This window comes from Hoeflea prorocentri (assembly GCF_027944115.1).
Taxonomy (GTDB): Bacteria; Pseudomonadota; Alphaproteobacteria; order Rhizobiales; family Rhizobiaceae; genus Hoeflea_A; species Hoeflea_A prorocentri.
This window is the reverse complement of the sequence record NZ_JAPJZI010000001.1, coordinates 4,559,717-4,582,609: the sequence shown is the minus strand read 5'-3', so window position 1 is coordinate 4,582,609 and position 22,893 is coordinate 4,559,717. Positions and strand designations below refer to the sequence as shown.

The 22,893-nt window shown below is 59.4% G+C and carries 28 protein-coding genes; 12 read left to right on the top strand and 16 right to left on the bottom strand.

Annotated elements, in window-relative coordinates:
* On the top strand, positions 1–1,193 hold a 1,193-nt coding region (gene ftsY, locus OQ273_RS21580; RefSeq protein ID WP_267992986.1), incomplete at its 5' end, for a signal recognition particle-docking protein FtsY.
* Positions 1,190–1,849: a septation protein A gene (locus OQ273_RS21575; RefSeq protein WP_267992985.1), complete on the top strand. Its 660-nt coding sequence runs from the start codon at positions 1,190–1,192 to the stop codon at positions 1,847–1,849. The genes ftsY and OQ273_RS21575, both read left to right, overlap by 4 nt.
* 278 nt (positions 1,850–2,127) lie before the next feature.
* On the opposite strand, the gene OQ273_RS21570 is transcribed toward OQ273_RS21575, so the two are convergent.
* Genes OQ273_RS21570 through OQ273_RS21560 form a run of 3 tightly spaced genes read right to left on the bottom strand, consistent with a single transcriptional unit; the run spans position 2,128 to position 3,668 of the window.
* Positions 2,128–2,733, bottom strand: coding sequence for a DsbE family thiol:disulfide interchange protein (locus tag OQ273_RS21570; protein ID WP_267992984.1), 606 nt, complete (start codon positions 2,731–2,733; stop codon positions 2,128–2,130).
* Positions 2,720–2,899, bottom strand: a complete 180-nt coding sequence (ccmD, locus tag OQ273_RS21565) for a heme exporter protein CcmD (RefSeq protein ID WP_267992983.1) — start codon at positions 2,897–2,899, stop codon at positions 2,720–2,722. The genes OQ273_RS21570 and ccmD overlap by 14 nt, the downstream gene beginning before the upstream one ends.
* Before the next feature lie 22 nt (positions 2,900–2,921).
* Entirely contained in the window at positions 2,922–3,668 is a 747-nt protein-coding gene (locus tag OQ273_RS21560; protein ID WP_267992982.1) for a heme ABC transporter permease, read from the bottom strand.
* 161 nt (positions 3,669–3,829) lie between these two features.
* On the opposite strand from OQ273_RS21560, the gene OQ273_RS21555 reads away from it, so the two are divergent.
* Complete coding sequence (locus tag OQ273_RS21555) at positions 3,830–4,717, top strand: DMT family transporter (RefSeq protein WP_267992981.1); 888 nt, start codon at positions 3,830–3,832, stop codon at positions 4,715–4,717.
* 6 nt (positions 4,718–4,723) lie between these two features.
* Here OQ273_RS21555 and OQ273_RS21550 read toward each other — a convergent pair whose 3' ends face one another.
* The gene (locus OQ273_RS21550) at positions 4,724–5,683 is read right to left on the bottom strand and encodes an ABC transporter substrate-binding protein (protein ID WP_267992980.1); all 960 of its coding nucleotides are present in this window, start codon (positions 5,681–5,683) and stop codon (positions 4,724–4,726) included.
* 337 nt (positions 5,684–6,020) lie between these two features.
* Here OQ273_RS21550 and OQ273_RS21545 point away from each other — a divergent pair, with 337 nt between their 5' ends.
* Positions 6,021–6,914: a LysR substrate-binding domain-containing protein gene (locus OQ273_RS21545; protein WP_267992979.1), complete on the top strand. Its 894-nt coding sequence runs from the start codon at positions 6,021–6,023 to the stop codon at positions 6,912–6,914.
* Here the strand turns inward: OQ273_RS21545 and OQ273_RS21540 are convergent.
* From OQ273_RS21540 to OQ273_RS21530, 3 genes are all read right to left on the bottom strand, one after another.
* A complete protein-coding gene (locus OQ273_RS21540) occupies positions 6,901–7,341 on the bottom strand; it encodes a hypothetical protein (protein WP_267992978.1) in 441 nt (146 codons plus the stop codon). The genes OQ273_RS21545 and OQ273_RS21540 overlap by 14 nt on opposite strands.
* Positions 7,342–7,455: 114 nt before the next feature.
* Complete coding sequence (locus OQ273_RS21535; protein ID WP_267992977.1) at positions 7,456–8,925, bottom strand: carboxypeptidase M32; 1,470 nt, start codon at positions 8,923–8,925, stop codon at positions 7,456–7,458.
* Between the two features lie 65 nt (positions 8,926–8,990).
* Complete coding sequence (locus OQ273_RS21530) at positions 8,991–9,890, bottom strand: alpha/beta hydrolase (RefSeq protein ID WP_267992976.1); 900 nt, start codon at positions 9,888–9,890, stop codon at positions 8,991–8,993.
* A gap of 132 nt (positions 9,891–10,022) precedes the next feature.
* Between OQ273_RS21530 and OQ273_RS21525 the strand changes: the two genes are divergently transcribed.
* The gene (locus tag OQ273_RS21525; RefSeq protein ID WP_267992975.1) at positions 10,023–11,210 is read left to right on the top strand and encodes an alpha/beta hydrolase; all 1,188 of its coding nucleotides are present in this window, start codon (positions 10,023–10,025) and stop codon (positions 11,208–11,210) included.
* A gap of 46 nt (positions 11,211–11,256) precedes the next feature.
* Here OQ273_RS21525 and OQ273_RS21520 read toward each other — a convergent pair whose 3' ends face one another.
* On the bottom strand, positions 11,257–11,604 hold the full coding sequence (locus OQ273_RS21520; RefSeq protein ID WP_267993177.1) for a hypothetical protein: 348 nt from the start codon (positions 11,602–11,604) through the stop codon (positions 11,257–11,259).
* A gap of 93 nt (positions 11,605–11,697) precedes the next feature.
* Between OQ273_RS21520 and OQ273_RS23700 the strand changes: the two genes are divergently transcribed.
* Complete coding sequence (locus OQ273_RS23700) at positions 11,698–11,955, top strand: glutathione S-transferase family protein (protein WP_333781701.1); 258 nt, start codon at positions 11,698–11,700, stop codon at positions 11,953–11,955.
* 3 nt (positions 11,956–11,958) lie between these two features.
* Here the strand turns inward: OQ273_RS23700 and OQ273_RS21510 are convergent, their stop codons facing one another.
* Positions 11,959–12,402: a hypothetical protein gene (locus OQ273_RS21510; RefSeq protein ID WP_267992974.1), complete on the bottom strand. Its 444-nt coding sequence runs from the start codon at positions 12,400–12,402 to the stop codon at positions 11,959–11,961.
* A 3-nt stretch (positions 12,403–12,405) separates the two neighbouring features.
* Positions 12,406–12,933, bottom strand: coding sequence for a cytochrome b (locus OQ273_RS21505; protein WP_267992973.1), 528 nt, complete (start codon positions 12,931–12,933; stop codon positions 12,406–12,408).
* A gap of 86 nt (positions 12,934–13,019) precedes the next feature.
* Between OQ273_RS21505 and OQ273_RS21500 the strand changes: the two genes are divergently transcribed.
* Positions 13,020–13,454: a MarR family winged helix-turn-helix transcriptional regulator gene (locus tag OQ273_RS21500; protein WP_267992972.1), complete on the top strand. Its 435-nt coding sequence runs from the start codon at positions 13,020–13,022 to the stop codon at positions 13,452–13,454.
* 62 nt (positions 13,455–13,516) lie between these two features.
* Here OQ273_RS21500 and OQ273_RS21495 read toward each other — a convergent pair whose 3' ends face one another.
* Together OQ273_RS21495 and OQ273_RS21490 are read right to left on the bottom strand one after the other, a co-directional pair.
* Positions 13,517–13,978 carry a c-type cytochrome gene (locus tag OQ273_RS21495; protein ID WP_267992971.1) on the bottom strand — a complete coding sequence of 154 codons (462 nt, stop codon included), beginning with the start codon at positions 13,976–13,978 and terminating at the stop codon, positions 13,517–13,519.
* 9 nt (positions 13,979–13,987) lie between these two features.
* Entirely contained in the window at positions 13,988–14,419 is a 432-nt protein-coding gene (locus OQ273_RS21490) for a c-type cytochrome (protein ID WP_267992970.1), read from the bottom strand.
* 414 nt (positions 14,420–14,833) lie between these two features.
* Between OQ273_RS21490 and OQ273_RS21485 the strand changes: the two genes are divergently transcribed.
* The 3 genes from OQ273_RS21485 to OQ273_RS21475 all read left to right on the top strand — a co-directional run bounded on the left by OQ273_RS21485 (position 14,834) and on the right by OQ273_RS21475 (position 17,130).
* Entirely contained in the window at positions 14,834–15,166 is a 333-nt protein-coding gene (locus OQ273_RS21485; protein ID WP_267992969.1) for an HMG-box domain-containing protein, read from the top strand.
* 210 nt (positions 15,167–15,376) lie between these two features.
* On the top strand, positions 15,377–16,702 hold the full coding sequence (locus tag OQ273_RS21480) for a multicopper oxidase family protein (protein ID WP_267992968.1): 1,326 nt from the start codon (positions 15,377–15,379) through the stop codon (positions 16,700–16,702).
* A complete protein-coding gene (locus OQ273_RS21475; protein WP_267992967.1) occupies positions 16,699–17,130 on the top strand; it encodes a c-type cytochrome in 432 nt (143 codons plus the stop codon). The genes OQ273_RS21480 and OQ273_RS21475 overlap by 4 nt, the downstream gene beginning before the upstream one ends.
* A gap of 132 nt (positions 17,131–17,262) precedes the next feature.
* On the opposite strand, the gene OQ273_RS21470 is transcribed toward OQ273_RS21475, so the two are convergent.
* Positions 17,263–17,979 (bottom strand): DNA helicase, encoded by a 717-nt coding sequence (locus OQ273_RS21470; protein ID WP_267992966.1) that lies wholly within the window; start codon positions 17,977–17,979, stop codon positions 17,263–17,265.
* Between the two features lie 378 nt (positions 17,980–18,357).
* On the opposite strand from OQ273_RS21470, the gene OQ273_RS21465 reads away from it, so the two are divergent.
* Positions 18,358–19,935, top strand: a complete 1,578-nt coding sequence (locus OQ273_RS21465; protein WP_267992965.1) for an ABC-F family ATP-binding cassette domain-containing protein — start codon at positions 18,358–18,360, stop codon at positions 19,933–19,935.
* A gap of 31 nt (positions 19,936–19,966) precedes the next feature.
* Here OQ273_RS21465 and OQ273_RS21460 read toward each other — a convergent pair whose 3' ends face one another.
* From OQ273_RS21460 to OQ273_RS21450, 3 genes are all read right to left on the bottom strand, one after another.
* Positions 19,967–20,329 carry a hypothetical protein gene (locus tag OQ273_RS21460; RefSeq protein ID WP_267992964.1) on the bottom strand — a complete coding sequence of 121 codons (363 nt, stop codon included), beginning with the start codon at positions 20,327–20,329 and terminating at the stop codon, positions 19,967–19,969.
* A gap of 84 nt (positions 20,330–20,413) precedes the next feature.
* On the bottom strand, positions 20,414–21,622 hold the full coding sequence (locus tag OQ273_RS21455) for an OmpA family protein (protein ID WP_267992963.1): 1,209 nt from the start codon (positions 21,620–21,622) through the stop codon (positions 20,414–20,416).
* Positions 21,623–21,791: 169 nt separating this feature from the next.
* Positions 21,792–22,253 carry a MarR family winged helix-turn-helix transcriptional regulator gene (locus tag OQ273_RS21450; protein WP_267992962.1) on the bottom strand — a complete coding sequence of 154 codons (462 nt, stop codon included), beginning with the start codon at positions 22,251–22,253 and terminating at the stop codon, positions 21,792–21,794.
* Positions 22,254–22,402: 149 nt separating this feature from the next.
* Between OQ273_RS21450 and OQ273_RS21445 the strand changes: the two genes are divergently transcribed.
* Positions 22,403–22,882 (top strand): EF-hand domain-containing protein, encoded by a 480-nt coding sequence (locus OQ273_RS21445; protein ID WP_267992961.1) that lies wholly within the window; start codon positions 22,403–22,405, stop codon positions 22,880–22,882.
* Positions 22,883–22,893 lie beyond the last annotated feature (11 nt).

Genomic DNA, 22,893 nt, shown 5'->3' with positions numbered 1-22,893 from the left:
CTGAGCCTGAGCCTGAGCCTGAGCCTGAGCCTGAGCCTGAGCCTGAGCCTGAGCCTGAGCCTGAGCCTGAGCCTGAGCCTGAGAAGGCTGAATCAACAGACGGCGGGATCAAGCATGAAGACACTCAATCCACAGCTTCTGTTCCACGTGAATCGCAGCCCGTGGCCAAGGTGTCGGTATCCGGGGATGTCAGACCGCTTGAAGAACCGGCCATCACGCCGGCACCTGCGGAGACGCAGGATCAGCCGCGCCCGTCATGGTTCCGCCGCCTGCGCGATGGTCTGTCGCGCACCTCGGCGCAACTCAGCGATCAGATTACCGGTATCTTCACCCGCCGAAAGCTCGATGAAGACACGTTGCAGGATCTCGAAGACGTGCTGATCCAGTCGGACCTCGGCGTCGAAACGGCATTGCGCATCACCGATTCGCTCGCCTCGGGCCGCTATGGCAAGGACATTTCGACCGAGGAAGTCCAGGAAATCATGGCAAGCGAGATCGAGGCTGTCCTCAAGCCCGTGGCCCTGCCCCTTGAGCTCGACCTCAGCCACAAGCCGCATGTGATCCTCGTGGTCGGCGTCAACGGAACCGGCAAGACGACCACCATCGGCAAGCTGGCTGCCAAGCTCCATGAGGGCGGCCTCAAGGTCATGCTGGCTGCCGGAGACACCTTTCGTGCTGCCGCCATCGAACAATTGAAGATCTGGGGTGAACGCACCAACTCGCCGGTCGTTTCCTCCAAGCTCGGCGCCGATGCCGCCGGCCTCGCCTTCGATGCGTTCGAGAAGGCGCGGGAAGCGGGAAGCGACGTGCTCATCATCGACACGGCTGGCCGGCTGCAGAACAAGGCCGAACTGATGGACGAACTGGAAAAGATCGTCCGCGTCCTCGGCAAGCATGACCCCGAAGCGCCACACACTGTGCTCCAGACGCTCGATGCGACCACCGGTCAGAATGCGCTGAACCAGGTGGAAATCTTTCGCAACATTGCCGGTGTCAACGGGCTGGTGATGACCAAGCTCGACGGGACCGCCCGCGGCGGCATTCTGGTGGCGATTTCCGCCAGGCACAAACTGCCGGTCTATTTCATCGGCGTCGGCGAGGATGTTGACGATCTTGAACCCTTCGAAGCCGGCGAATTTGCAGCCGCTATCGCGGGCCGCGCACCGGAAAACACAGGAGACCGGCAATCATGAGCCAGCCCATTTTCGAACGGGACCCGTCCGATCCGGAAAGGCAGGAGATCAATCCCCTGCTCAAAATGGCGCTCGAACTCGGCCCCCTGCTGGTCTTCTTTTTCGCCAATGCACGCGGCGAATGGCTGGCCGAACGCATCCCGGCGCTCGCAGCTTTTGGCGGACCGATCTTCATCGCCACCGGCCTCTTCATGATCGCCACCGCCATCTCGTTGTCGGTTTCCTGGCTTCTGACGCGCACCCTGCCCATCATGCCGCTGGTCTCCGGCGTCATCGTCTTTGTCTTCGGCGCGCTGACCCTCTGGCTGCAGAACGACACCTTCATCAAGATGAAGCCGACCATCGTCAACGGCCTGTTCGCTGCAACGCTGCTGGGCGGCCTGCTCTTCGGCAAATCACTGCTCGGTTATGTCTTCGAAAGCGCTTTCCGGCTTGATGCGGAAGGCTGGCGCAAACTGACCCTGCGCTGGGGCCTGTTCTTCGTATTTCTCGCCCTGGTCAACGAGATCGTCTGGCGCAGCTTTTCGACCGATTTCTGGGTCGCCTTCAAGGTCTGGGGCATTATGCCGATCACCATCATCTTCACCATGAGCCAGATGCCCATGGTCATGCGTCATACGCTCCCGGAAGAGGGTGAGGAAGAAGAAAGCTCCTGAGCGCACAGCGCTTGGTGACTGTCAGTTTTCGCTGATGGGCTCGTTTCGCATGTCCTCGCGGTTGAGCGCGGTTTCGCCGCCAAACTCCGGACGAGGCGGGCCATAAGGCCCGATGCGCTGTCGCGCTTGCGGTGCTTACGCACAGGGTTCCTTTTCCATGAAACCCCGAAAGAGAAAACGGTCCGAAACTTGCGGAGCTTCACAAGGCCGACCGGCCGTCGCCGCCTGTGCGGCGCCAGATCATCATAGATGATCGGTACGGCGCGCCAGCAAAAAAACTATAACCCCGCCAAGGCCTTTTCCACCGCCGGCAGCAGCTCGCCGCGTACGGTATCGGGCGAGAACGGGCCGATCTGTTTGTAAACGATGGTGCCGTTTGCATCGACCAGGAAGGATTCGGGAATGCCGTAGACACCCCAGTCGATGGCGGCGACACCGTTCGGGTCGACACCGACAGCCGTATAGGGGTTGCCAAGCTCGCCCAGAAAACGCAGCGCATTTTCCGACTTGTCCTTGTAGTTGATGCCGACAATGTTGATGCGCTCATCCTGTGCAAGCGCCATCAACAGCGGATGCTCGGTGCGGCATGGCACACACCAGCTCGCCCACACATTGACCAGGGTCAGCTTGCCGTCGACGGCAGCATCGGTCAGCGCCGGCACGGTCTGACCTGAGCGCTTCAATCCCTCAAGGGCCGGCAGGTCAAGCGCCGGTGCCTCGGTGCCGATGAGAACGGATGGAACCTCGGAGACATCCTCGCCCGAGATGAGCTGACCAAAAAAGATCGCCACCAGCGCCATAAAGGCAATCAGCGGAAGGAACGCGGCAAATCGGCGACGGCCCTTTTGTGATCCGGTGTCTGTCTGTTCGCTACTGCTGGTCATCGCTCGCCCCCGCCGGTGCTGCCGATCGCCGCCGCACACCCCGCGCTTCCAGTTCCGCCAGCTCCGCCTGGCGCCCGCGCTGGTCAAGCAGCACCCAAACGATCAACGCCGCCACGGTGAGCGCAGTGATCCCATAGGACAGCATGACAAAGGCAAGATGGCTCATCGCAATCGGCTCCCGGTCACCGTCAAACCATCGATCGCGCCGCTTGGCGGCGGAGCGATGAAACGCGACGGCGCCAGATCTCGTTACGCATCGCCATCAGGTGCAGCGTGAAGAACAGCATGGAGAAGGCCAACGCCATGACCAGCAGGGGATAAAGCATGGACGAATGGATTGTCGGCCCGTCGAGCCGGATCACGCTTGCTGGCTGATGCAGCGTGTTCCACCAGTCCACGGAGAATTTGATGATCGGAATATTGATATAGCCGACAAGAATGATGATTGCCGACAGCCGGGCGGCCCGTCCGGGATCGTCCATCGCACGATTGAGCGCCATAAGGCCGAGATACATCAGGAACAGCACAAAAACCGAGGTCAGCCGCGCATCCCAGACCCACCATGTGCCCCACATGGGCTTGCCCCACAAGGAACCGGTGATGAGGGCCAGAAAGGTGAATGCGGCGCCGATCGGAGCGGCCGCCTTGGCCGATACGTCCGCCAGCGGATGCTTCCAGACCAGTGTACCGACCGCCGAGATTGCCATCACCGTGTAACACATCATCGCCAGCCAAGCTGCCGGTACATGAATGAACATGATGCGCACCGTCATACCCTGCTGATAGTCTTCGGGAGCCTGGAAGCTCATATAAAGCCCGACGGCGAAGAGAACGCCGGTAATACCCGTCATCCAGGGAAGCATCTTGCCTGCTACGGTCAGGTAACGGGTTGGGTTGGCCAGCCCGGAGACGAAATTGACAGTACTCGTGATCATGATGGCAACTGTTTAACCTTCGGGCGATATATAGACAATGCGGCCGGCATTTGCCATGCGCCATATGACGCACAAAAACCCGTGATCGCATGCATCAACCAACAATTTACAGCCGGATGCGAACACCTTATGACTGTCGCCATGAACCGGGGCGAAGGTCAATGAGCAAAGCGCTGGAAACCGATAGCAGCGCCCCTGCGCTCGGCCTGTCGCTTGTTCTCGCGGCTACGGTCAGCATCAGCTTTTCAAACATCCTGACGCCGATGGTCTACGCGCTCGGCACGAGCATCGAAACGCTGCTGGTCCTGCGTCTCGTCTGCTTTCTGTCGCTGTGCGCCTTTTGGCTCCGGGTTCAGGGCGTGCCCTTCCGGCTGGGGCGGCGTCAGTTGCTGCATTGCCTTGGCGCGGGAACCGCCTACATGATCGGCTCCGGCGGACTGATCGCTTCGTTTTTCTTCATGCCGGTCAGCCTCGCCATACTGATCTTCTACATGTTCCCACTCATCACGAGGCTGGGTGAAAGCCTGATTGACCGCCGCCCACCGTCATGGGTTGAAATCATCTGTTTCATTGCCGCGCTCGCTGGTCTGGTCCTGTGTCTGGGTGTCGGGCTCGAAGCGCTGAACACGCCCGGGCTCCTTTTCGCCATCGTCGCGGCATGCGGGATCAGCGTGTCGTTCCTGTGGAGCGGGCGCAAACTGAGCAACGTCCAGTCGACTGTCTCAACCTTCTATATGGCAGGGACGGGGCTTATTCTGGTCCTGGGTGCGACCGCAGTCACCGGCCGCTGGACACCGCCACCGGTCGATACGGTTTCACTGCTCATCATCGCAGCGACCGCCCTGACATTCGCCGGGGCGTTTTTCGGCATGTTCGCCAGTGTCCGGCTGATCGGCCCCTCGCGCGCCGCGATGATCATGAACCTGGAACCCGTTCTGACCATAGCCCTTGCGGTCTTCCTGCTGTCGGAAGACTTTTCCCTGCATCAGGTGGCGGGAGCATCGCTCGTTATCGTCGCCATCGTCGTTGCGCAGGCGGTGCGTCGCTGAAAGCCTTCAGGGCTGCAAGCCATAAATATAGGTGTTGAGCGCCGGCATTCTGGCGACAAGCTGGTTGGCGACCAGGAAGGTCGCGAACCGTGCAAAGGCCGCTTCATCGACTGTTGCCGGCCGGGTCGAATACAAAGGCACCGTTGCCTCCCACGACAGCCTGTTCAGTTCGGTGTCGAGTTTTGGATCATATTTGATGAAGGTTTCCCATCCGGCATCGGGGTCGTCGACGATGGCCTTGACGCCACGCTCGACGGCAACCAGGAACTTGTCCACGACATCCGGTTCAATCAACGTATTGTTGGCGATATAGACCAGCTCGCTGTAGATCGGCATCGTGCCTGCCTCCACGTCGAACACTTTCGGCGTCGCACCGGCAAGCTGCAGCCGGATCGGTTCGAAATTCCGATAGACATCCGTCAGCGCATCGACCTTGCCGTCCAGCAGCGCCGAAACCATGTCAAACTCGACATCGACGAGGGTGATGTCCTGACCGTTTATACCCTGCGCAGCCAGCGCAATCATGAGAAGATCGCGTTCCGTTTTTTCGCTGTCAGCAAAGCCGACGCGCTTGCCGCGTATATCCTCGACGGTCTTGATCGGCCCGCCTTCAATGGTCAGCACCGCATTCAGCGGCACGGGAATGAGCGTTCCGACGACTGAGAGCGTGCTGCCATTGGCAATTTCAATCTGTGTGCGCGGCTGGTCGGACATCCCGATGGCGACCCGCCCATCGAGGACCATGGTAACGTTGTCGGTGGTCTTCTCCGGCGTCACGATGCTCACGTCCAATCCGGCCTCCTTGAAATAGCCGCGCTCCAGGGCGACCACCAGCGGGCCGTGATTGGGATTGATGAACCAGTCGACGCCGATGGCGACCTTTTTCAGGCCCTGAGCCATGGCGAGCGCGGGAAACAAAAGCACGGCGAGAAAAAGCGCAACGGTTGGCACGGATCGGGAAAGCATGCGGGTCTCCTGTGACACAACGGGTCAAATCACATGCTAATGCGCGATCATGTCAAATAGAAGCGGCTATTGATCTTCACGCCCCGGACGCAGCCAATGGGATTGAAAGGGAAGATCCGCAAGCTCCCTTTGCGTCATGCGCGCGACCTCCGGATGAGACAGCGGATCGCTCCGCCAATCCTGGTGATCGCAATCGCTTCGGCTGTTTGTACCGCCCGTCGCCGCGCGTATCGGCCAAAGGCTCCAGATGTTCAGTTGTTTTAGCATTTCTGAACGATATCAGCTAAAATCAACATAACTTATCGATTTCTGCTCAATATCACTTTAGAAAAACTAAATGAAAAACCTCAACAAGGTTCATCTTTCCGGTCTCAGGGCCGTCGAAGCCGTCGGTCGTCTGGGCAGCCTGAAGGAAGCCGCTTCGGAGCTTGGTGTGACCATTGGCGCCGTCAGTCAGCAACTGCAAAAGACCGAGCGGCAGCTCGGGCGCACTTTGTTCGAACGGCGCCCGGGCGGCCTGCGCAAGACACCGCTTGGAGAAGAGATTGTCCGCCGCCTGACCGTTGCCATGACGGAGCTTTCTGCCGCCGTCGATCTGGCGGATACGGATCGCAATGACACCCTGACCGTATCCATTCCGCCGGTCCTGGCGGAAAAATGGCTCGTCAAGCGATTGAGCGGCTTTCACCGGCAGAACAGTCATATCCGGGTACGCCTCGACGCATCGGTGACGCTGATTGATCCCAACCGCTCGGATGTCGATCTGTGCATCCGGGTGGGGCGAGGCGAATGGAGCGGCGTACGGCTGGAAAAACTGATCGACCAGTGTGTTTTCCCGGTCTGCAGCCCCGGTCTCGCAAAAAACCTCACCCACCCGGCTGATCTCGCCGACTATCCGATCATCACCGACCCGGACGGCATGTTTGAATGGGACGCGTGGCTCGGCCCGAACGGCCTGTCGACGGGTGTTCTTGGTGACGGACCGGTTTTCACAAACGCATCGCTTTGTATTGATGCCGCGATCGCCGGGCTTGGCATATTCCTGGCGTGGGAACCGGCGGTGACGGACGCATTGGAAGCCGGACAGCTTGTCACGCCCTTCCCCGACCGCTATCCGACGGATTTCGCCTACTGGATTGTCGAAGCCGAACACCCGTCGGCGAATGCGGGCGTCGCTGCCTTCAAGCGCTGGCTAAAAGACGCACTGCCCAAGCCGCCTACTCGTTATTGACCTGCTTTTCCAGAATGCCGCAGGCCGCGACCATGTGATCGCCCGAAGCAACCTGAACACAGTATTCCATTCGGGTCGGCGTCAGCATGGTCGCGCTCTTGTATCCGCCATCGTCCGACATCAACAGCGATTTGCCGTCGGCACGCACCACGCCGACAACATAGTTCCGCTCCTCCTGATTGCCCATGAGTCCGTGAAATGACCGATCGTCCTGTCCTATGATCGTCATGGTAATTTCAGGCGGCGGATCAATGGCATTGTAGTAGGTCGGGGTCGGATCGGACGGGAGAACGCGCGCTCCGTGTTCCAGATTTCCCTTCCAGAGCCCGACAAGTTCCGGCTTGTATTGAGCCTGTGCATGGGCGGCACCGAGAAGCGTGCTCCAAAGGGCAAAACACGCCAAAAGGGCGACAACAGCCTTCTTCATGATCATTCCTCCATCGTCGCCCGGCTTCGGATTGCTGCACAATGCCGTTTAGTTGTCTCTTATGGCGCGGGTATGCCGACGATCTCACAATTGGCTACGGTGAAATACAAAAGCTCAGATGTCATAAAGAGCGCCGAATTTGGCCTCCAGATAGGAGACAAGCGGTGCGGCCGTCGGTTTTTCACCGGTCGCCTCCTCGATCAGCGCCGGCGCGGAAAGAACCCGGCCGCGGATATGGATCTTCTCGCGCATCCAGTCGAGGATCGGCTGCGTCTCGGCCATGCGCACCATGTCGTCGCGCCCCGGCAGGTCCTTCAACATCGCCCGGTCGAGGCACGCGGCGTAGATATTGCCGAGACTGTAGGTGGGGAAATAGCCGAACAGGCCGAGCGACCAGTGCACATCCTGCAGAACACCAAGGCTGGCATCGGGAACCGCAATGCCGAAATCGCGCTCGAAGCGCTGGTTCCAGGCCTCTTCAAGGTCTTGCGCCTCCAACCCGCCCGCAATCAGCTCGCGCTCCAGTTCAAAGCGCAAAAGGATATGAAGGTTATAGTGCACCTCGTCAGCCTCGGTGCGAATAAAGCCTGTTTCTACACGGTTGACGGCGGCAAAAAGCGCATCCGGCCCATCGAGGTTCATATCGCTGAAGGCTTCCTTCATCGCCGGGAAGAGCCAGTCGGCAAAGAGCCGCGACCGGGCGATCTGGTTTTCCCAGAAGCGCGACTGGCTCTCATGCACACCCATGGAGCAATAATCTGCAGCCGGAAGATAAGGGTCCGGCGCGCCCTGGGCATAAAGCGCATGCCCGACCTCGTGAATGGTCGAATAAAGGCAGTTGAGCGGATCGGCCTCGTCCGTCCGCGTGGTGATGCGCACGTCGCCGCCATTGCCCGAACAGAACGGGTGGACCACGGTGTCGATCCGCCCGGCGTCGAAATCATACCCGATGCGTGCAGCGATCCTCTTGGCCAGCGCAAGCTGCTGGTCCGCGGGAAAGTGTCCGGTGAGGGGCGTCGGCTTTGCTTTGCCGGCTATCTTTTCGCGCAACGCGACCAGGGGTGGGCGCAAGCTTTCAAGCAGCGGGAAGAGATCCGCTGACTTCGCACCCGGCTCATATTCATCGAGCAGGCAATCGTAGAGGTCCGCGCCGTCCTCAGCGAGGCATGCCGCCGCCTCACGCTTCAGCGCGATATTACGCTTCAGCGCCGGTACAAAGCCGGCAAACTTCTTTTCTGCCCGGGCCTGCGCCCATATTCTTTGGCCTTCGGAGCTTGCCCTTGCGCTTTCCTCCGCCAGCCGTGGCGGGATTTTTGTCGCCCGGTCATAGCTGCGCTTTGCTTCGTTGACATTGCGCCGGTCGAAATCCGAGAGTTGGCTTTGATCAATACCGTGAACCCATTCGCCGATGCGCGGGTCGGCATTGCGAGCATGAATGACCGAGGCCAGTGCGCCGGCCTGCTCAGCGCGCTGCGCGGCGCCCGCCTTCGGCATCATGGCCTCCTGGTCCCAGGAGATGAGACCGGCAACCTGGCTGAGCGCGGCGGTTTTCTTCAAATGATCGAGAAGTTCGGGGAGAGGCATCGGCAAAACTCTTTTTTGAGCGGGCTTTCCAGCGAGATAAGTTCTTGCCCACCCTATGACAACCGCTAACCGTCGTCCAAACTGCTTTTCAGGAAGTCGATCTGCCGCGCAACCGCTTTGTCAAATATTTGACCCGGATGCCAGAGTAGACCGAAATGCCCGCCGTCCACTTCACAGAATTCCTTTTGGGCCTCGATTTTCTCGTAGACCGCTCGCTGAACCTGCGGGTTGCAATGCACCATCTCATCGTTCCTGCCAACCATCATCAAGACACGGGCGGTCACGAACGGAGCGGCGAGATACGGGCTGAACGGCACGGCTGTCGGCGGTGTGACGCGTGTCACCCTGTTCTCCCAGCCTGTTCCGTAGCGCCCTCCAAAGTGCAAGAACCACCGGAACGCCTGAATGGGCGCCAGGATTGAAGGCGCATTGATCTGGTCGGCAGACACAACCGGCAACGGGCCTTGCACATGCTCCGGTCCTCCGCCCACATCACCGCTTTCAAAGATTGCCTGCATTTCGAGAAACCGCGCCTTGTTGGGCTCGATACCCGGAAGCTCGATCCCGCATGCCGGGATCTGGGCCACAATTGCCCTCACATCCGGAATCATCGACCCGGCCACCAGTGCGACCATGGCTGAATAGCTGTCACCCCAAAGGGCAATGTCGCCGCAACCGGGTTGCAATCGCAAATGCCGGACAGCATCGCGATACCCGCGTGCCTGTATCCAGGGATTGATCTCCTGCCTTGGTTCTCCTCCACTGATCCCGAAGTTGGCGTGGTCAAAGAGAAGAACATCAAACCCCGCGAAATGGATCGCTTCTGCATAGGCATCCGCCACCATACTGATCGTGGCGGATGTCCCGTGGGTCATGACAACGCAGGGTGTGTGATTTCGACTATGGCAATACATCCGCCCGCGCAGCAGCGCCTGACCGGACCGAAATTCGACAATCTCGAACATCGCTGACTCCCTTGATCTGCGCGGACTGAACATCCCCGCATCGCGTGAAGCCTAGGAGCAAGGGGATTGCTTTGCTTGCAGGTTTCGGGGATTTTGTCTTGAGATATTCCTGAGGACTGAAGGCACAAGCTGGTGATTTATAGAATTGGGAATATCGAACTCGATCTGGACCGCATGGAGTTGCGGCTCGGCGGAGAACAGCAGCCGGTCGAACCCCAGGTGTTCCGCCTTCTTCTGCACCTCATCGAGAACCGCGACCGCCTGGTAACGAAAGATGACCTGATCAACGCAGTCTGGGGCGGCCGTATCATTTCGGATGCTACCCTCAGCAGTCGCATTAGTTCAGCGCGACGGGCGATGGGCGATAGTGGCACACGGCAACACTCTATTCGAACAATTGCAAGAAACGGCTATCGGTTCGTGGCTGAGGTCGAAGTCAGCGAAAACCAGACTGCGACCCCTCTCGAGCGAAACGGACGATCACAGGATCGGCTGATACGCTACTGCGTCGCTCCGGACGGGGTCCAGCTTGCCTATTCCATTACCGGCAAGGGGCCAGCACTGGTCAAGACGATGAGCTGGCTCAATCATCTGGAATTCGACTGGGAGAGTCCCGTATTCAGTGATCTCTTCCAAAAGCTGACGCAAGAACACACTCTGCTCCGCTACGATTCAAGAGGTGCCGGCCTGTCAGACAAACACCCCGATGACTTCTCCTTTGAAGCGCTGGCAAGCGATCTTGAGACTGCGATTGACGCATCCGGGCTGGAAAAGTTCGCGCTTCTCGGCATCTCCCAAGGCGCCGCATTGGCCATCGACTATGCCGCGCGATACCCACAGCGCGTCTCCCACCTCTTGCTGTGGGGCGGCTATGCGCGCGGACGAAAACGTCGCGGAAACAAACAGGATGAAGAGAAAGCACAGGCCTTCAGGACTCTCATGCGATACGGATGGGGGAAGGACTCTTCCACCTTCCGTCAAATGTTTTCCGCCCTCTACCTTCCCGAGGCCAATGAGGAACAGATCCGTTGGTGGACGGAGCTGCAGAGGATCGCGACAACACCTGAAAATGCAATACGTCTGCGTGACACCATTGACGACATCGACGTCTCCGACAGGCTCGCTTTGGTAAAGGCGCCCACATTAATATTGCATTCGGAACGGGAAGAGGTGGCCCCAATATCGGAAGCCCGGCAAATGGCGGCAAAGATACCGGACGCCACCGTCGTGCCGCTGGACAGCGCCAATCACCTGGTTCTCCCACAGGAAACAGCATGGCACCGCGCCGTGGCGGCAATCGGTGATTTTTTGCAGAATTGATATAATGGAACGTTGCCCGTGACCAATCACTGAAAGCCCTGCACTCCTATCGTTCCTCAGCAATGGCGCTGTTGGCAAAGGCGCGTGCCGCCTCGCAAATCTCATCCTTCAGAGCTTCGTCGTCGATCGTGCGGGCCAGCACCATGGCCCCGACGCAGATCGCGGACAAAGCCAGCGCCCGCTGGCGCGACATCATATGCGATTGCCGCTGAAGATTGGCCTCGAAGAATCCGACCATCGTCTCAAGCACTTGCCGATAGGCATCCCGCGCGGCGGGTCCGGCATGGGCAATATCGGTTGGCAGGGCCATCAGCGGACAATTGGCATCGATATCGTCCAGATGCTCCCGCGAGATATACCGGTTGATAAGATCAATAGCCGCTTCCGGCCCCATTGCCTCGCACCTGTCGCTGTCCGCCTGGCGGCAGCTGGCGTAAGAGATCAGCGTCTCGGCATAGAGTTTTTCTTTGGCATTGGCGAACCGGACATGGCCGAGATCGAGGAAGCGACCGGCTATTTTCTGCAGTTCGCCGCCGTTCTCGACAATCACCTGAAGGACCGGGACCAAATTGCCGGGGACGGGCTGACAATTGCCGATTTTGGTGTCGCGACCTTTATGCCATTGGCGGACCAGGCCGAGCTTCCGCTGGACGATTTCGCCGAAATCCGCCGCTGGTCCGACAAGATGATGGAGCTCGACGCCTGGTGCGACCCGTGGCCCGAGAGCTACTCGACGCTGAGCTGACGGTCAGGCGGCCCGGCGTATACGCCGGGTCATCATCAGACCGTCACGGATATTCAGTCCCATCATTGTGATATTCGCCGTACCGGCAACAAGTTCCAGCGCCTGAACCGCATAGAACCAGGTATCGAACACACCCGCATTGGCCCTAGCGGCCAGGAAGAACGCCGCCGGCACCAGAATGAGAATGCCGTTACCGGCAATCAGCGGCATGCGCGTTTTCTTGGCCTTTGTCAGTCGGTCGCGGCGGCCTGCGCCGAGCGACATGCCCGTTGCGCCGACAATCGCCATGGCCGGGATGAGCACGATCATACCCAGAAGGATCAGCGATTTGACCGTGGCCACCGCTTCATAAGTGCCGAGGATTTCGACAAGGACGGTGGATGTCCAGAAGAGTGCGATCATGATGAATGCGACAAATCCGGCGATGGCGTGGATTCTGGTTTTCATGGCCTAGCTCCTTGCGAACCACATGCGTTGCAGGGTTCCGTCCCGTTTGAAGACATGGTGATAAAGCGCTGCGCCCGTGTGCAGGATCAGAAGCGCGATCATCAGCCGGGCTCCGAAACCGTGCGCACGACGTGGGGCAAGCGTGTCGAAATCCGGAAGCGTTGCCGATGTGCCGTCGATCAGCACCGGCAGGGCGTTTGACAGGACGAGCATGCCGATGCCGCTCGCGGCCATGCCGAAAATCACGACATAAAAGAGGATATGCACCAGACCCGAGAGCCGCACCTGCCAACCGGACCCCGGAATATTTGCCGGCTTACTATCGGCAAACAGCCACCATGCAAGCCGCAAGACCGTCAGCATCAAAATCGCGCCGCCAAGACCGATATGTATCCGCAGCACGGTCGGATTTGGCTGCGTCGCCTCCGCGACAAAACCCGATGCGATCAACGCTAGGATCAGGGCAGCACTGATCCAGTGAATGGAAACAGCGACAACACCGTATTGGGTAGACGTGCTTTTAAGCCTCATATCCGCGACCCTCAATATTCAGGCGTTTATTTACATAGTATGCTATATAATATTGCATAGCATGCTATTCAAGTGGAATATGACATATGACTTTCAAAAAGGACGAATCGGCTGGATATCTTGCCAACCGGATGGCGCGGCTTTTCGCCCAGCATCTTCACGAGCGCATCGCACCCCTCGGCATCGTACCCGGCCAATTCCCAGCATTGCTTTCCTTGTGGGAGCGGGACGGCGTAACGCAAAAGGAGCTCGTCTCCGGCCTCGATATCGAACAGGCCACCATAGCCAACACGCTGACGCGCATGGAGCGCGACGGTCTCATCCGGCGCACCAGACACCCCTCCGACGCCCGCGCGCAGCAAATCTGGCTGACACCGAAGGCAAAGAAAATCCGCGAGGATGCCTACGCCGCGGCCGGACAGGTCAACGCCAAGGCTCTGTCCGGCCTTGATGTACACGAACGCGCCGCATTTCTCGGTTACATGAGCCGTGTCATTGATGCCCTGCATTCCGGCAATTGAAAGCAGCCCCGGGGCTCCGGTACCGGCCCTTTGACCCCGCTGAAGGCCCTTGGGCGTGACGGTTAATTGGCCTTGCGAAACCCTTCATGACAGGCGGAACATGTCTTGCCGACGGCCGCGAATTGAACCCTGATCTCATCAGCGCTTGTCGCGCTGCCGGCAACCTCCGACAGTGTTGTGGCGGTGATTGAAAGCTCCTCGGCCGATCGTGCAAAACGGCCCCAGTCCGACCAGATCGTGGCGAGCGCTTCACTCGGCATGCTGTTGGAGCCCTCCGGAAACAGCGAGGGCATAGTTTCTGCGTGTTCAGCTATAACCGCGGCGGCTGCGGCCGCAACATCGGCGGAATAGGCTTGTTCGCCCTTTACCATCACACCGATCTGCTTCATCTGCGCCGCGATATATTTCATCGCTTCCATGCGTTCCTTGACAACGCCGGTCGCGCCGGAATGAGCCAGCGCCAGTCCGCCGAAAGCTGAAATGACAAACGCCGATGCGGCCCAAAGTCCTGTAATTCTACCCATCCAAATCCCTCAATTGATTCCATTCGCCCGCTGCAGAGTACGGATATAGGTCACTATCTGCTCAATCTCGGCCTCTGAAACCCCTTGCACTGCCGGCATGTCACCGAACCGCCAGTGATGCGCGCGTACGCCATTTCGCACTGCAAGAAAAAACGACGTGTCGGAATGATGGCTTGGCTCGTAGATGATGTGAACGAGCGGCGGTGCGATGCCTTCCTGGCCAGCGGCATTGTTGCCGTGGCAGACCGCGCAATGCTCGTTGAAAACACTCTCGCCCAGCCTGGCCTGCCCCTCAATGGCCGGCACCGCGACCTGGACCATCGGAACACCGGCTTTGGCGTCAGAATTGTGATCCGGTCCGCCAAGGACATTCCACGCAATCATGCCCAGCATGAGGACAACGATGATGCCCGCTGAGATCGGCTTTTTACGATCCAACATCGATCTCCCGATTGCAGCAACTGCTCCTGTTTCCGGTCGGTCGATGCCACTCTTCAGCGTACTCGTCCAAGAACATATCCAATCATTATCCCGATCAGAAGAATGATTGCGATCACCGACAGCATGCCAAAACCCATGTCCAAAAAACCGCCATTCCAGTAGTTGTGCATCATAATTCTTCCTCCAAACATGACGCTAGCGCTTCCAGTTGGTGGAACCTCAAGCGAAATTGGGAAAAAACTGCGCAACATGCCTCGGCTGGGCGCTGATGACGTAGTGCCGGAATGGAAATCTCAGCGGAACGGTGTGTAATTGGGTTCCGGAAAGCACGACCCTCATAGCGTTGTCTTGCGCTGCGATGTGCATTAGGTATTGGTGGTGAGGTTCTATTTGCACATAATCGCGGCTTTGCTTATGACGCTCCCGGTTCTCGTAACCGGCCTGACCGGCTCCGGGCATGCATCTTCGGCAAACTTTGTTGGCAGTCACTGCAACAACACCATCTCGGCATCGGTCGAATCACCTCATCTCGTTCATGTATTGAATGAACAGATTGATCCCGTTTCAGACGGGAACGCAGACAAGGGTTTTGCCGGGTGCAGTCCCTATCTTTGTCATGCCCTGGCGGTTGTTCACCAGCATCCGCGCACCTCGTTTGGCGATGTTCAACGCATCGTCGAGTGGCGGACCGAACACCTCCCCGCACAGACCGGCCCGGACAATCCGGACAGACCGCCGAACCCTTGAAGCAGACACGTTCCGCGGGTCGCTTATGCGATTTGTGGCTCTGCCGGCCGTGGGACACCGCGGCCCAATCCGACTTCACAGGGTTAGGACCAGTCCATCTACCGGACACATCTATCGATTGACGCGAGCGCGGTCTCAGCCATGTCAGCACACGTTGTTCTTCGCTCGGAAACGGCAAGCGTGCTTTGACCCCTTCGAATTGAGGTTATCATGAACAGACGAGATTTCTTGATTGTCGCCGGCGCCGCAGCGCTTACTCCACATATTGCATTTGCTTCAACTCAAACGCAGTTGATGGCACAGCCTGTCAGGGCGCAAATATTGCCGGAGGGGCATCCTGCAACTGCGATGCTGGGCTTCAACGGCGGCACGCCCGGACCAGTCCTTAAAATGCAACAGGGCGGCATGTTCGACATCCGGTTCATGAACCGGCTTGACGAGGATTCCGCAATTCACTGGCATGGGCTGAGGACCGACAATGCAATGGACGGCGTGCCGGGCCTCACCCAGGAGGTCGTGAAACCGGGGGCGGAATTTGCTTATCGTTTCCACGCGCCCGATGCGGGCACGTTCTGGTATCACTCCCACAACCGCTCGTTGGAGCAGGTCGCCAAGGGGCTTTACGGCCCGCTGATCGTCGAAGAATCCGCGCCGCCGGATGTCGATCACGATCTGGTCGTGATGATCGATGATTGGCGCATGACAGAAGCCGGCACGCTCGCGGACGATTTCGACAACATGCACGATCAGGCGCATGACGGACGCCTTGGCAATTACGCGCGCGCGCTCGTCGAACCGGTCAAGCAGGTACAGCGCGGTGACCGGGTAAGGCTGCGTCTGATCAATGTCGCGACCGACCGGATATTCCCGGTCATAATTGAAGGCGCAGACGGCATGGTCGTTGCCCTGGACGGCATGCCCCTGCCCAATCCCCGGCCGATGTCCGATCTGGTGCTCGCCCCGGCCCAACGCGCCGATATCATTGCGGACGTCACCTCATCCGATCACTTGGCATTCATCTTTCAGACCCGGGAAGGCTCTTACCTGCTCGGCGAAATCCCGATGGATGGAGAAAATGCCGTCCGGGTCCCCTCGCAAGTGCCCGCCCTTGTGCCCAATGCCGTCGCACAGCCCGACATGGACAAAGCTGTCTCGCTGACACTTTCCATGGAAGGAGGCGCCATGAGCCGGCGTATGATGCGCGGAATGATGGGCCGACGGGACGCGATCTGGGCTTTTAACGGGCAATCCGGGGTAACGGACAGGCCCTTTCACCGGTTCGCCCGCGGGCAAACAGCCCGTATCAAGCTGATAAACGATACCCGTTTCCCGCACGGTATCCATCTGCATGGACATCATTTCTTTGAAATCGGGGCAGGCGATACTCCGGGTGATTTCAGGGACACAACGCTGGTCGAAGCGGGCGGGACCCGCGAAATTGCCTGTGTGTTCGACAATCCCGGAAAATGGTTGCTGCACTGTCATATGCTTGGTCACCAGGCGGCCGGCATGAAGACGTGGGTGGACGTCATATGAGGTGGATTCTGACAATCCTCGCCTGCGGCACCGCCACGCACGCAATCGCCGGTCACGAACTGGATAACCGGGACCTGCTCAACGGGCGCACGCTTTATACCGAGCATTGCGCGTCCTGCCACGGCGCCAACCTCGAAGGACAACCGGACTGGCAAAGGCCGGATGAAAACGGCATTTTGCCGGCGCCGCCACACGATGAATCCGGGCACACATGGCATCACGACAACTGGCTCCTGTTCGAATACACGCGGCTTGGCGGCGCGGAATTGCTGACGGCGCGCGGCATCAAGGATTTCGAAAGCGGCATGCCCGGTTTCGGCGATGCGATGTCAGACGACGATATCTGGGATGTGCTGTCCTATATCCGGTCCACATGGCCGCAACGCATACAGGACATCCAGGACACCCGTAATCCGCCGCACGACTAAGGAACATCCCAATCTACGGGCCGCAGGTCGTCAACACCCGCGTCCCGTTTCGCAGCCATTGCACACACATGTGCCGGAGCAGCCGGTTCGATGGGTCAGACAGCTCCGCATTCCGGCCAATGAGCCCTCGGATCACACCCCGTTCGATGCAATGTGCGCCCGTCCATCCTGCAGAAAACAGGCCAGGTCGAAGAGCTTGAGGTCCACCGGATTCGGCAGGCGCACATCCCGCATATCGGGGCAGGGCCGCGCCGACAGAAGATAGGACCGGTCGATCTGCGAGATGAACACAAAGATCAGGCCCTTGTCTTCGGCAAACGACTTCAGTGCCCGGACCTGCTCGGCCAGCACCGGATTCTCGCGCCGCTGATCGAGCAGTTGCAGATAGTCGATGACGGCAACGGTGCCCCGGGGCGACGCAGAAAGCTGCTCGACAATATAGTCGGAGCTGATGGCATCGGAATTGTCGAAGGTGAACCGCTCGTTGAAACGCGCAGCATCGCCGCCTATGGCGTTGAGATAGTCCAGGACATCGGATTCGACACATTCAAGGCTGAGAAAAACGCCCTGACGGCCGGATTTCATCGCTTCGGCGATCAGCTCCATGCCCATCAGTGTTTTGCCATGGCCGGGCCGCGCACCCAAAAGCAGCATATCGCCCGGCCGGAGCTTCGCGAGCAGTTCGCTTGCCGACGTACCCTTGGATATCTGTGCTGCAAGCAGGCTCCAGCGAGAAAAGCCCTCTATTCTCGCGACACGGTCAAGCGCTTCGTGCAAGGCGATACGCTCCTTGCGCGCCATGGCTTTCGCCCGGCGTTTAAGATGGTGGATCGGTGCAGACAGTTTCATGGAAAACCTCCTGATGCGAGCGGAAACCGCAATCCCTCCTCATGCGTGGTGCTCGAACAGTCGGTTCGATGGGTTGGACGGCCCCGCATGTTGCGTGCTTTCCCGGCTGGAGGGGGGAGGCAAGGGCCATGGCCTGCGGATCAGTATGAATGAGTCGCGGCCAATGGCAAAGGGCCATATGTTTCTTTTCGGGCGATTGGGCGGGCAAGCGCTGCCGGGTTGGGCGCGTTAAATACTGAGCGCCAATCACATCAGGTCTTGCCGGCCGTTGCTGCAGTTCCTATCTTCGAGACGGTCACACAAGAGGAGACACCCGGGTCATGGATCAGACTTTCGCTGCTTTCGCCCTTCCGGTTTTGCAACGAGACGTTCTTCCCCATGCCCGCATCAGTGTCCCTATCCAGTCTTTCCTGGTCCACGCCTGACGGCACGCCACTTTTTTCCGACCTCAATCTGGCTTTTGCGCCCGAGCGCACCGGCATCGTCGGGCGTAACGGGACGGGCAAGAGCACGCTCCTGCTCCTGATCTGCGGCGATCTGCTGCCCGCAGCTGGCCATGTGCAGGTATCGGGCACATGCGCCATGATGCGGCAGGACGCAATGCAGCGTCCCGGCGATACCATCGCCGACCTCTTCGGCGTCCGGCGAGCACTCACGCTGCTTGATCGGGCGGAAGAGGGGTCGGCCTGCGTCGAAGAACTCGGCGATGCGGACTGGACCCTGCCCTCACGGGTTGAAGCCGCACTGTCGCGTTGCGATCTTACGGCTGATCTCCAGACCCCGTTGGCCGCGCTTTCGGGCGGTCAGCGCACCCGCGCCGCCCTTGCCGCGCTGATCTTTGCCAAGCCGGATTTCCTGTTGTTGGACGAGCCGACAAACAATCTCGACCGGGCAGGACGCAAAGCCGTGATCGAGCTTATCCGCGGCTGGAAAGGTGGGGCGATCATCGTCAGCCACGATCGGGAATTGCTGGAAGAAATGGACGCAATCGTGGAGCTGACCTCACTCGGCGCGACCCGCTATGGCGGAAACTACACCGCCTTCCGGCAACGCAAGGAGACCGAGCTCGACGCAGCACAGCGCGCCCTTGCCCATGCGGAAAAGATCCGTACCGAAACGGCACAGCGCGCGCAATTGGCCGGCGAACGCAAGGCGCGCACGGACAGGGCCGGGCGCAAAGCGCGCGCCAGGGGCGATCAGCCCAAGATCCTGATGGACAAGGCCAAGGAGCGGGCAGAGGCGTCGGACGGAACCGGCACGCGCCTGAGGGACGCGCGCCGGGAGGCGGCGGATGAAGCGCTGACCGCCGCACGCGAAAAGATCGAGATCCTGCAGCCCATCGAGATGAGCATTCCCCCGACGGGCCTGCCGCCCGGCAAGCTGGTGCTGCGATTGAATGGCGTGACCGGCGGCTATGATCCGGACCGCCCGTTGATCCGTGATCTGTCGCTCACCGTAAGCGGCCCGGAGCGCGTTTTGATTGCGGGGCCGAACGGGAGCGGCAAGACAACGCTTCTGAAATTGATCGCCGGTCAGGTCGCGCCTCAAAGCGGCACCGTGGACCTGATGGTTTCCTTTGCCATGCTGGATCAGCATCTGGCGCTGCTGGACCCGGCACGGGCACTGCGGGAAAATTACCAGCGCCTCAATCCATCGGCGGATGCCAATATGGCCCATGCGGCGCTCGCCCGCTTCGGTTTCCGCGCTGCGGACGCCATGCGCAAGGCAGGCGATCTGAGCGGCGGTGAACGGCTGCGCGCCGGCCTTGCCTGCGCCCTTGGCTCCGCCCATCCACCCATGCTCCTCATCCTCGACGAACCGACCAACCATCTCGATCTCGACGGCATCGCAGCGCTCGAAACCGCGCTGGCGGCCTATAATGGCGCCATTCTGGTGGTCAGCCATGACCGGCCGTTTCTCACATCGCTCGCCCCGGACAGAACCATCGAATTATGAGCTATAAGCCGAAACCGACGAGTGCGGGCGGCTAGTCGACGGCCCCGTCTGCCGGGGCAGTCGGCATGCGTGTTTGCGTGGACGGTGTTGGGTCCGCCTCGTTGAACAGAAGAAACGCCGCAGTTGACCCGGCGAGCACCAACACCGTCAGACCAATCGGAATGAGGCCGATCAGGCGTATCCGGCGGGCCGCACCGGCAAACGCAAAACCGGCAGCCGCGGTGACCAGGGCAACACCAAATGCAAGAAGCTGGCCCTTGAAAAACACATCGAGCTTCTTGAAGCCCGTATCAAGGTTTCGAGGCCCTTCGACCGCGGCAGCGCCCCACAATGACCAGCCAATCGCCAGCGCCCAGACAACGATCAGTGCATAGACAATATCAGCCCGTCGCATGACCCCATCATCCCCCTCAAACGTGCATCGATGCCCAGTCGACGGGCTCGGCAATACCGCCCCGGAGCGGCAATCCGGCGCGGATCATCCGGAGCATGTCACCTCTACCCTGCGATTGAGCGACCGGCCGGCTTCATCGTCATTGCTGGCGATCGGCTCGGCCTCGCCACGGCCCGCAGCCGAAATGTCGGCGGGGTCGATCCCGAGATCCACCAGAGCCGCAACAACCGATCGGGCACGCCGTTCGGAAAGGTCGCGATTATAATCTTCCGCACCCTCGCTCGAAGAATGCCCGATGATCCGGATCCCCGTGCCGGCATCCGCACTGAGCCCGGCATAGAGTTCTTCGACTACGCCTTGCGAGGCGGGCCTTATCCGGTCGCTGTCGAAGTCGAAGCCGATCCCATGCACGATGGAGCCGCAGCCGAGCTTTGGCGGCTCAGGCTGCAGACAGGTTGCCGGCTTGTCGGAACGATCACCATTATACGGCTTGAACGGTGCTCCATTGGAGGAGCGAAGACCCTGAATGGCGCCATCGTCTCCCGCGATCAGGATGAATTGCGACGGCACGCCAGCCGGATCCGCACCGAGGGCACGCAGAATATTGCCGCGAACGGTGCCCTTAAGCTCGGAATTTCCGTCATAACAACCTGTGACAACCGGCCCCTTCTGCTCCAGCTCCAGCTTCACACCGCGCCCGGACCACACACCTGCAAAGGCTTCGGACAATGGCGGCTCCTGTTGGACACCCGTGCCAATCAGCTCTGAAAACTCCAGAAAGCTCTTGTCCGTCTGCACATCGATACCACCGGAAAGGCGCAGACGGACCCAGCGCACCTCCGGCTGATCGTCAGACAAGACAAGAGCTGTCTGCTCACCGTCTGATTCATGCGTGGTCAGCTCGGCCCGCGCCAGGGGCAGATAGGGCCCGTCGACGGAATCCGTCGCCCCAAGCACCTCAACCGTTTTCACGAAGGTCTGCGATGGGCTCCGCGTTTCAAACACATTTGGCACCGCAAACCTGTCGAACCGCGTTGGCGCCGGCAAGGAAAAGGTCATCTCGACCACATCCCCGGCCACCGCCGGCTTGCGCAAAATACCAAAGCCGGCCCAATTGCCGTCAATGACGCCGATGGCCTGATCAATTCCGACCCGCAGATCGGAGGGCGCGCTTGTCACCGCGACAGGCACCGCGCCCTGAGCAAAGGAAAGCAGATCCGGTGGAGCGGCATCCTGCGCCAGAGTTCCCGTTGGCATGATCGCCAGGCACAACAGCCAGCGCAGTTTTCTCAAGATGGAATTCAAAGTGCACCCCCCGACACATCAGTCTCGCCGCAGGGCTGTCCCCGAGCCCCGACAAACGTCACAGTATCGCGGTGGTGCCGCATCCGGTCAAATTGCGCCAGCCTTGAGGACGCCCGCCTCATGCATAATGCTCAGCGAACGCTTGGCCTTGGCTGCCTTAAAGATTGGGGTCGCCATGCTCATCGATACGCGCAACGCGCTGCAAAAGCTTGACCAGTTGCTGCCGATCTTTCGCGTTCAGGGGTCCAAGATACTCAGAGTTTACCGCTGAGATGATTGATGGCAGGGCCTTGGTTTTTTCGCGACCCTTGCTGGTCAGGAATATCAGCACCGACCGGCGACTGTCCGGGTCCGGGCGTCTTTCGGCCAGTCCCTTTGCAACCAGGATATCAACGGTTCTGCTCGTATAATACTCCGGAAACTCCAGCATTCTGCCCAGCTCCCGCTGCGTGATGCCGTCACCCTCGCTCAATAGCATGAGGTTCGCGAAAATCTTCGTATCGATTCCGATTTCAGCCAGACGTTGCTTCATCTCCTGATCAATGCGGCGAGCGAGTATCTGAATCAAAAATCCCAAACTGGATTGTCGCCTGCGCTGCGCCTCGGAGATTTGGGTCATCAAAAACTCATCCCTGCCCATTGATCCCCCTGACTTTCACAGATTCGCCTCCACTGGCAACAATTGTATTTACAAGTGTTGCATTTGCATGTATTGCATTCGCAAATTATATGAGCGTCCAAGGCTTCACAACAGGCATGGAGAAAAAAATGAAACAGATGCTGGCTTGCACCGCCCTTGTTGCAACATTGATCGCACCGGCGGCGGCCGAGGAACAACCGGAAGGCAGGCTGCTGGCCGAACTCACATTCGAGTCGGCCGACCGTCACGGCAAGGGTTACCTGCACCAGGGTGATATGGAGGCTATCAGGGCCGACATATTCGAATCCATCGACGCCAACGACAATGGCGGCATGGAACTTGCGGAGTTTCTGGGCTGGGGTTTTGGTTTCCAGAACATCGCCGAAGATGAAAACAGGAAACTGGCCTATGACACGGCGCTGAAAGTTGTTTTCAGTTTCTGGGACCGCAACGGTGACGGCAAAATCACCCAGTCGGAACACCGCAGATCCCTGCTTGCCGATTTTGACCGCGCCGATGTGAACGGAAACGCCATCCTCGAAAAATCAGAGTTTCTGGGCGGCTTTTCCGTGCTCGTCGCCATCCGGGCCGCACTCAAGCCTGAATAGGCATCGACAAT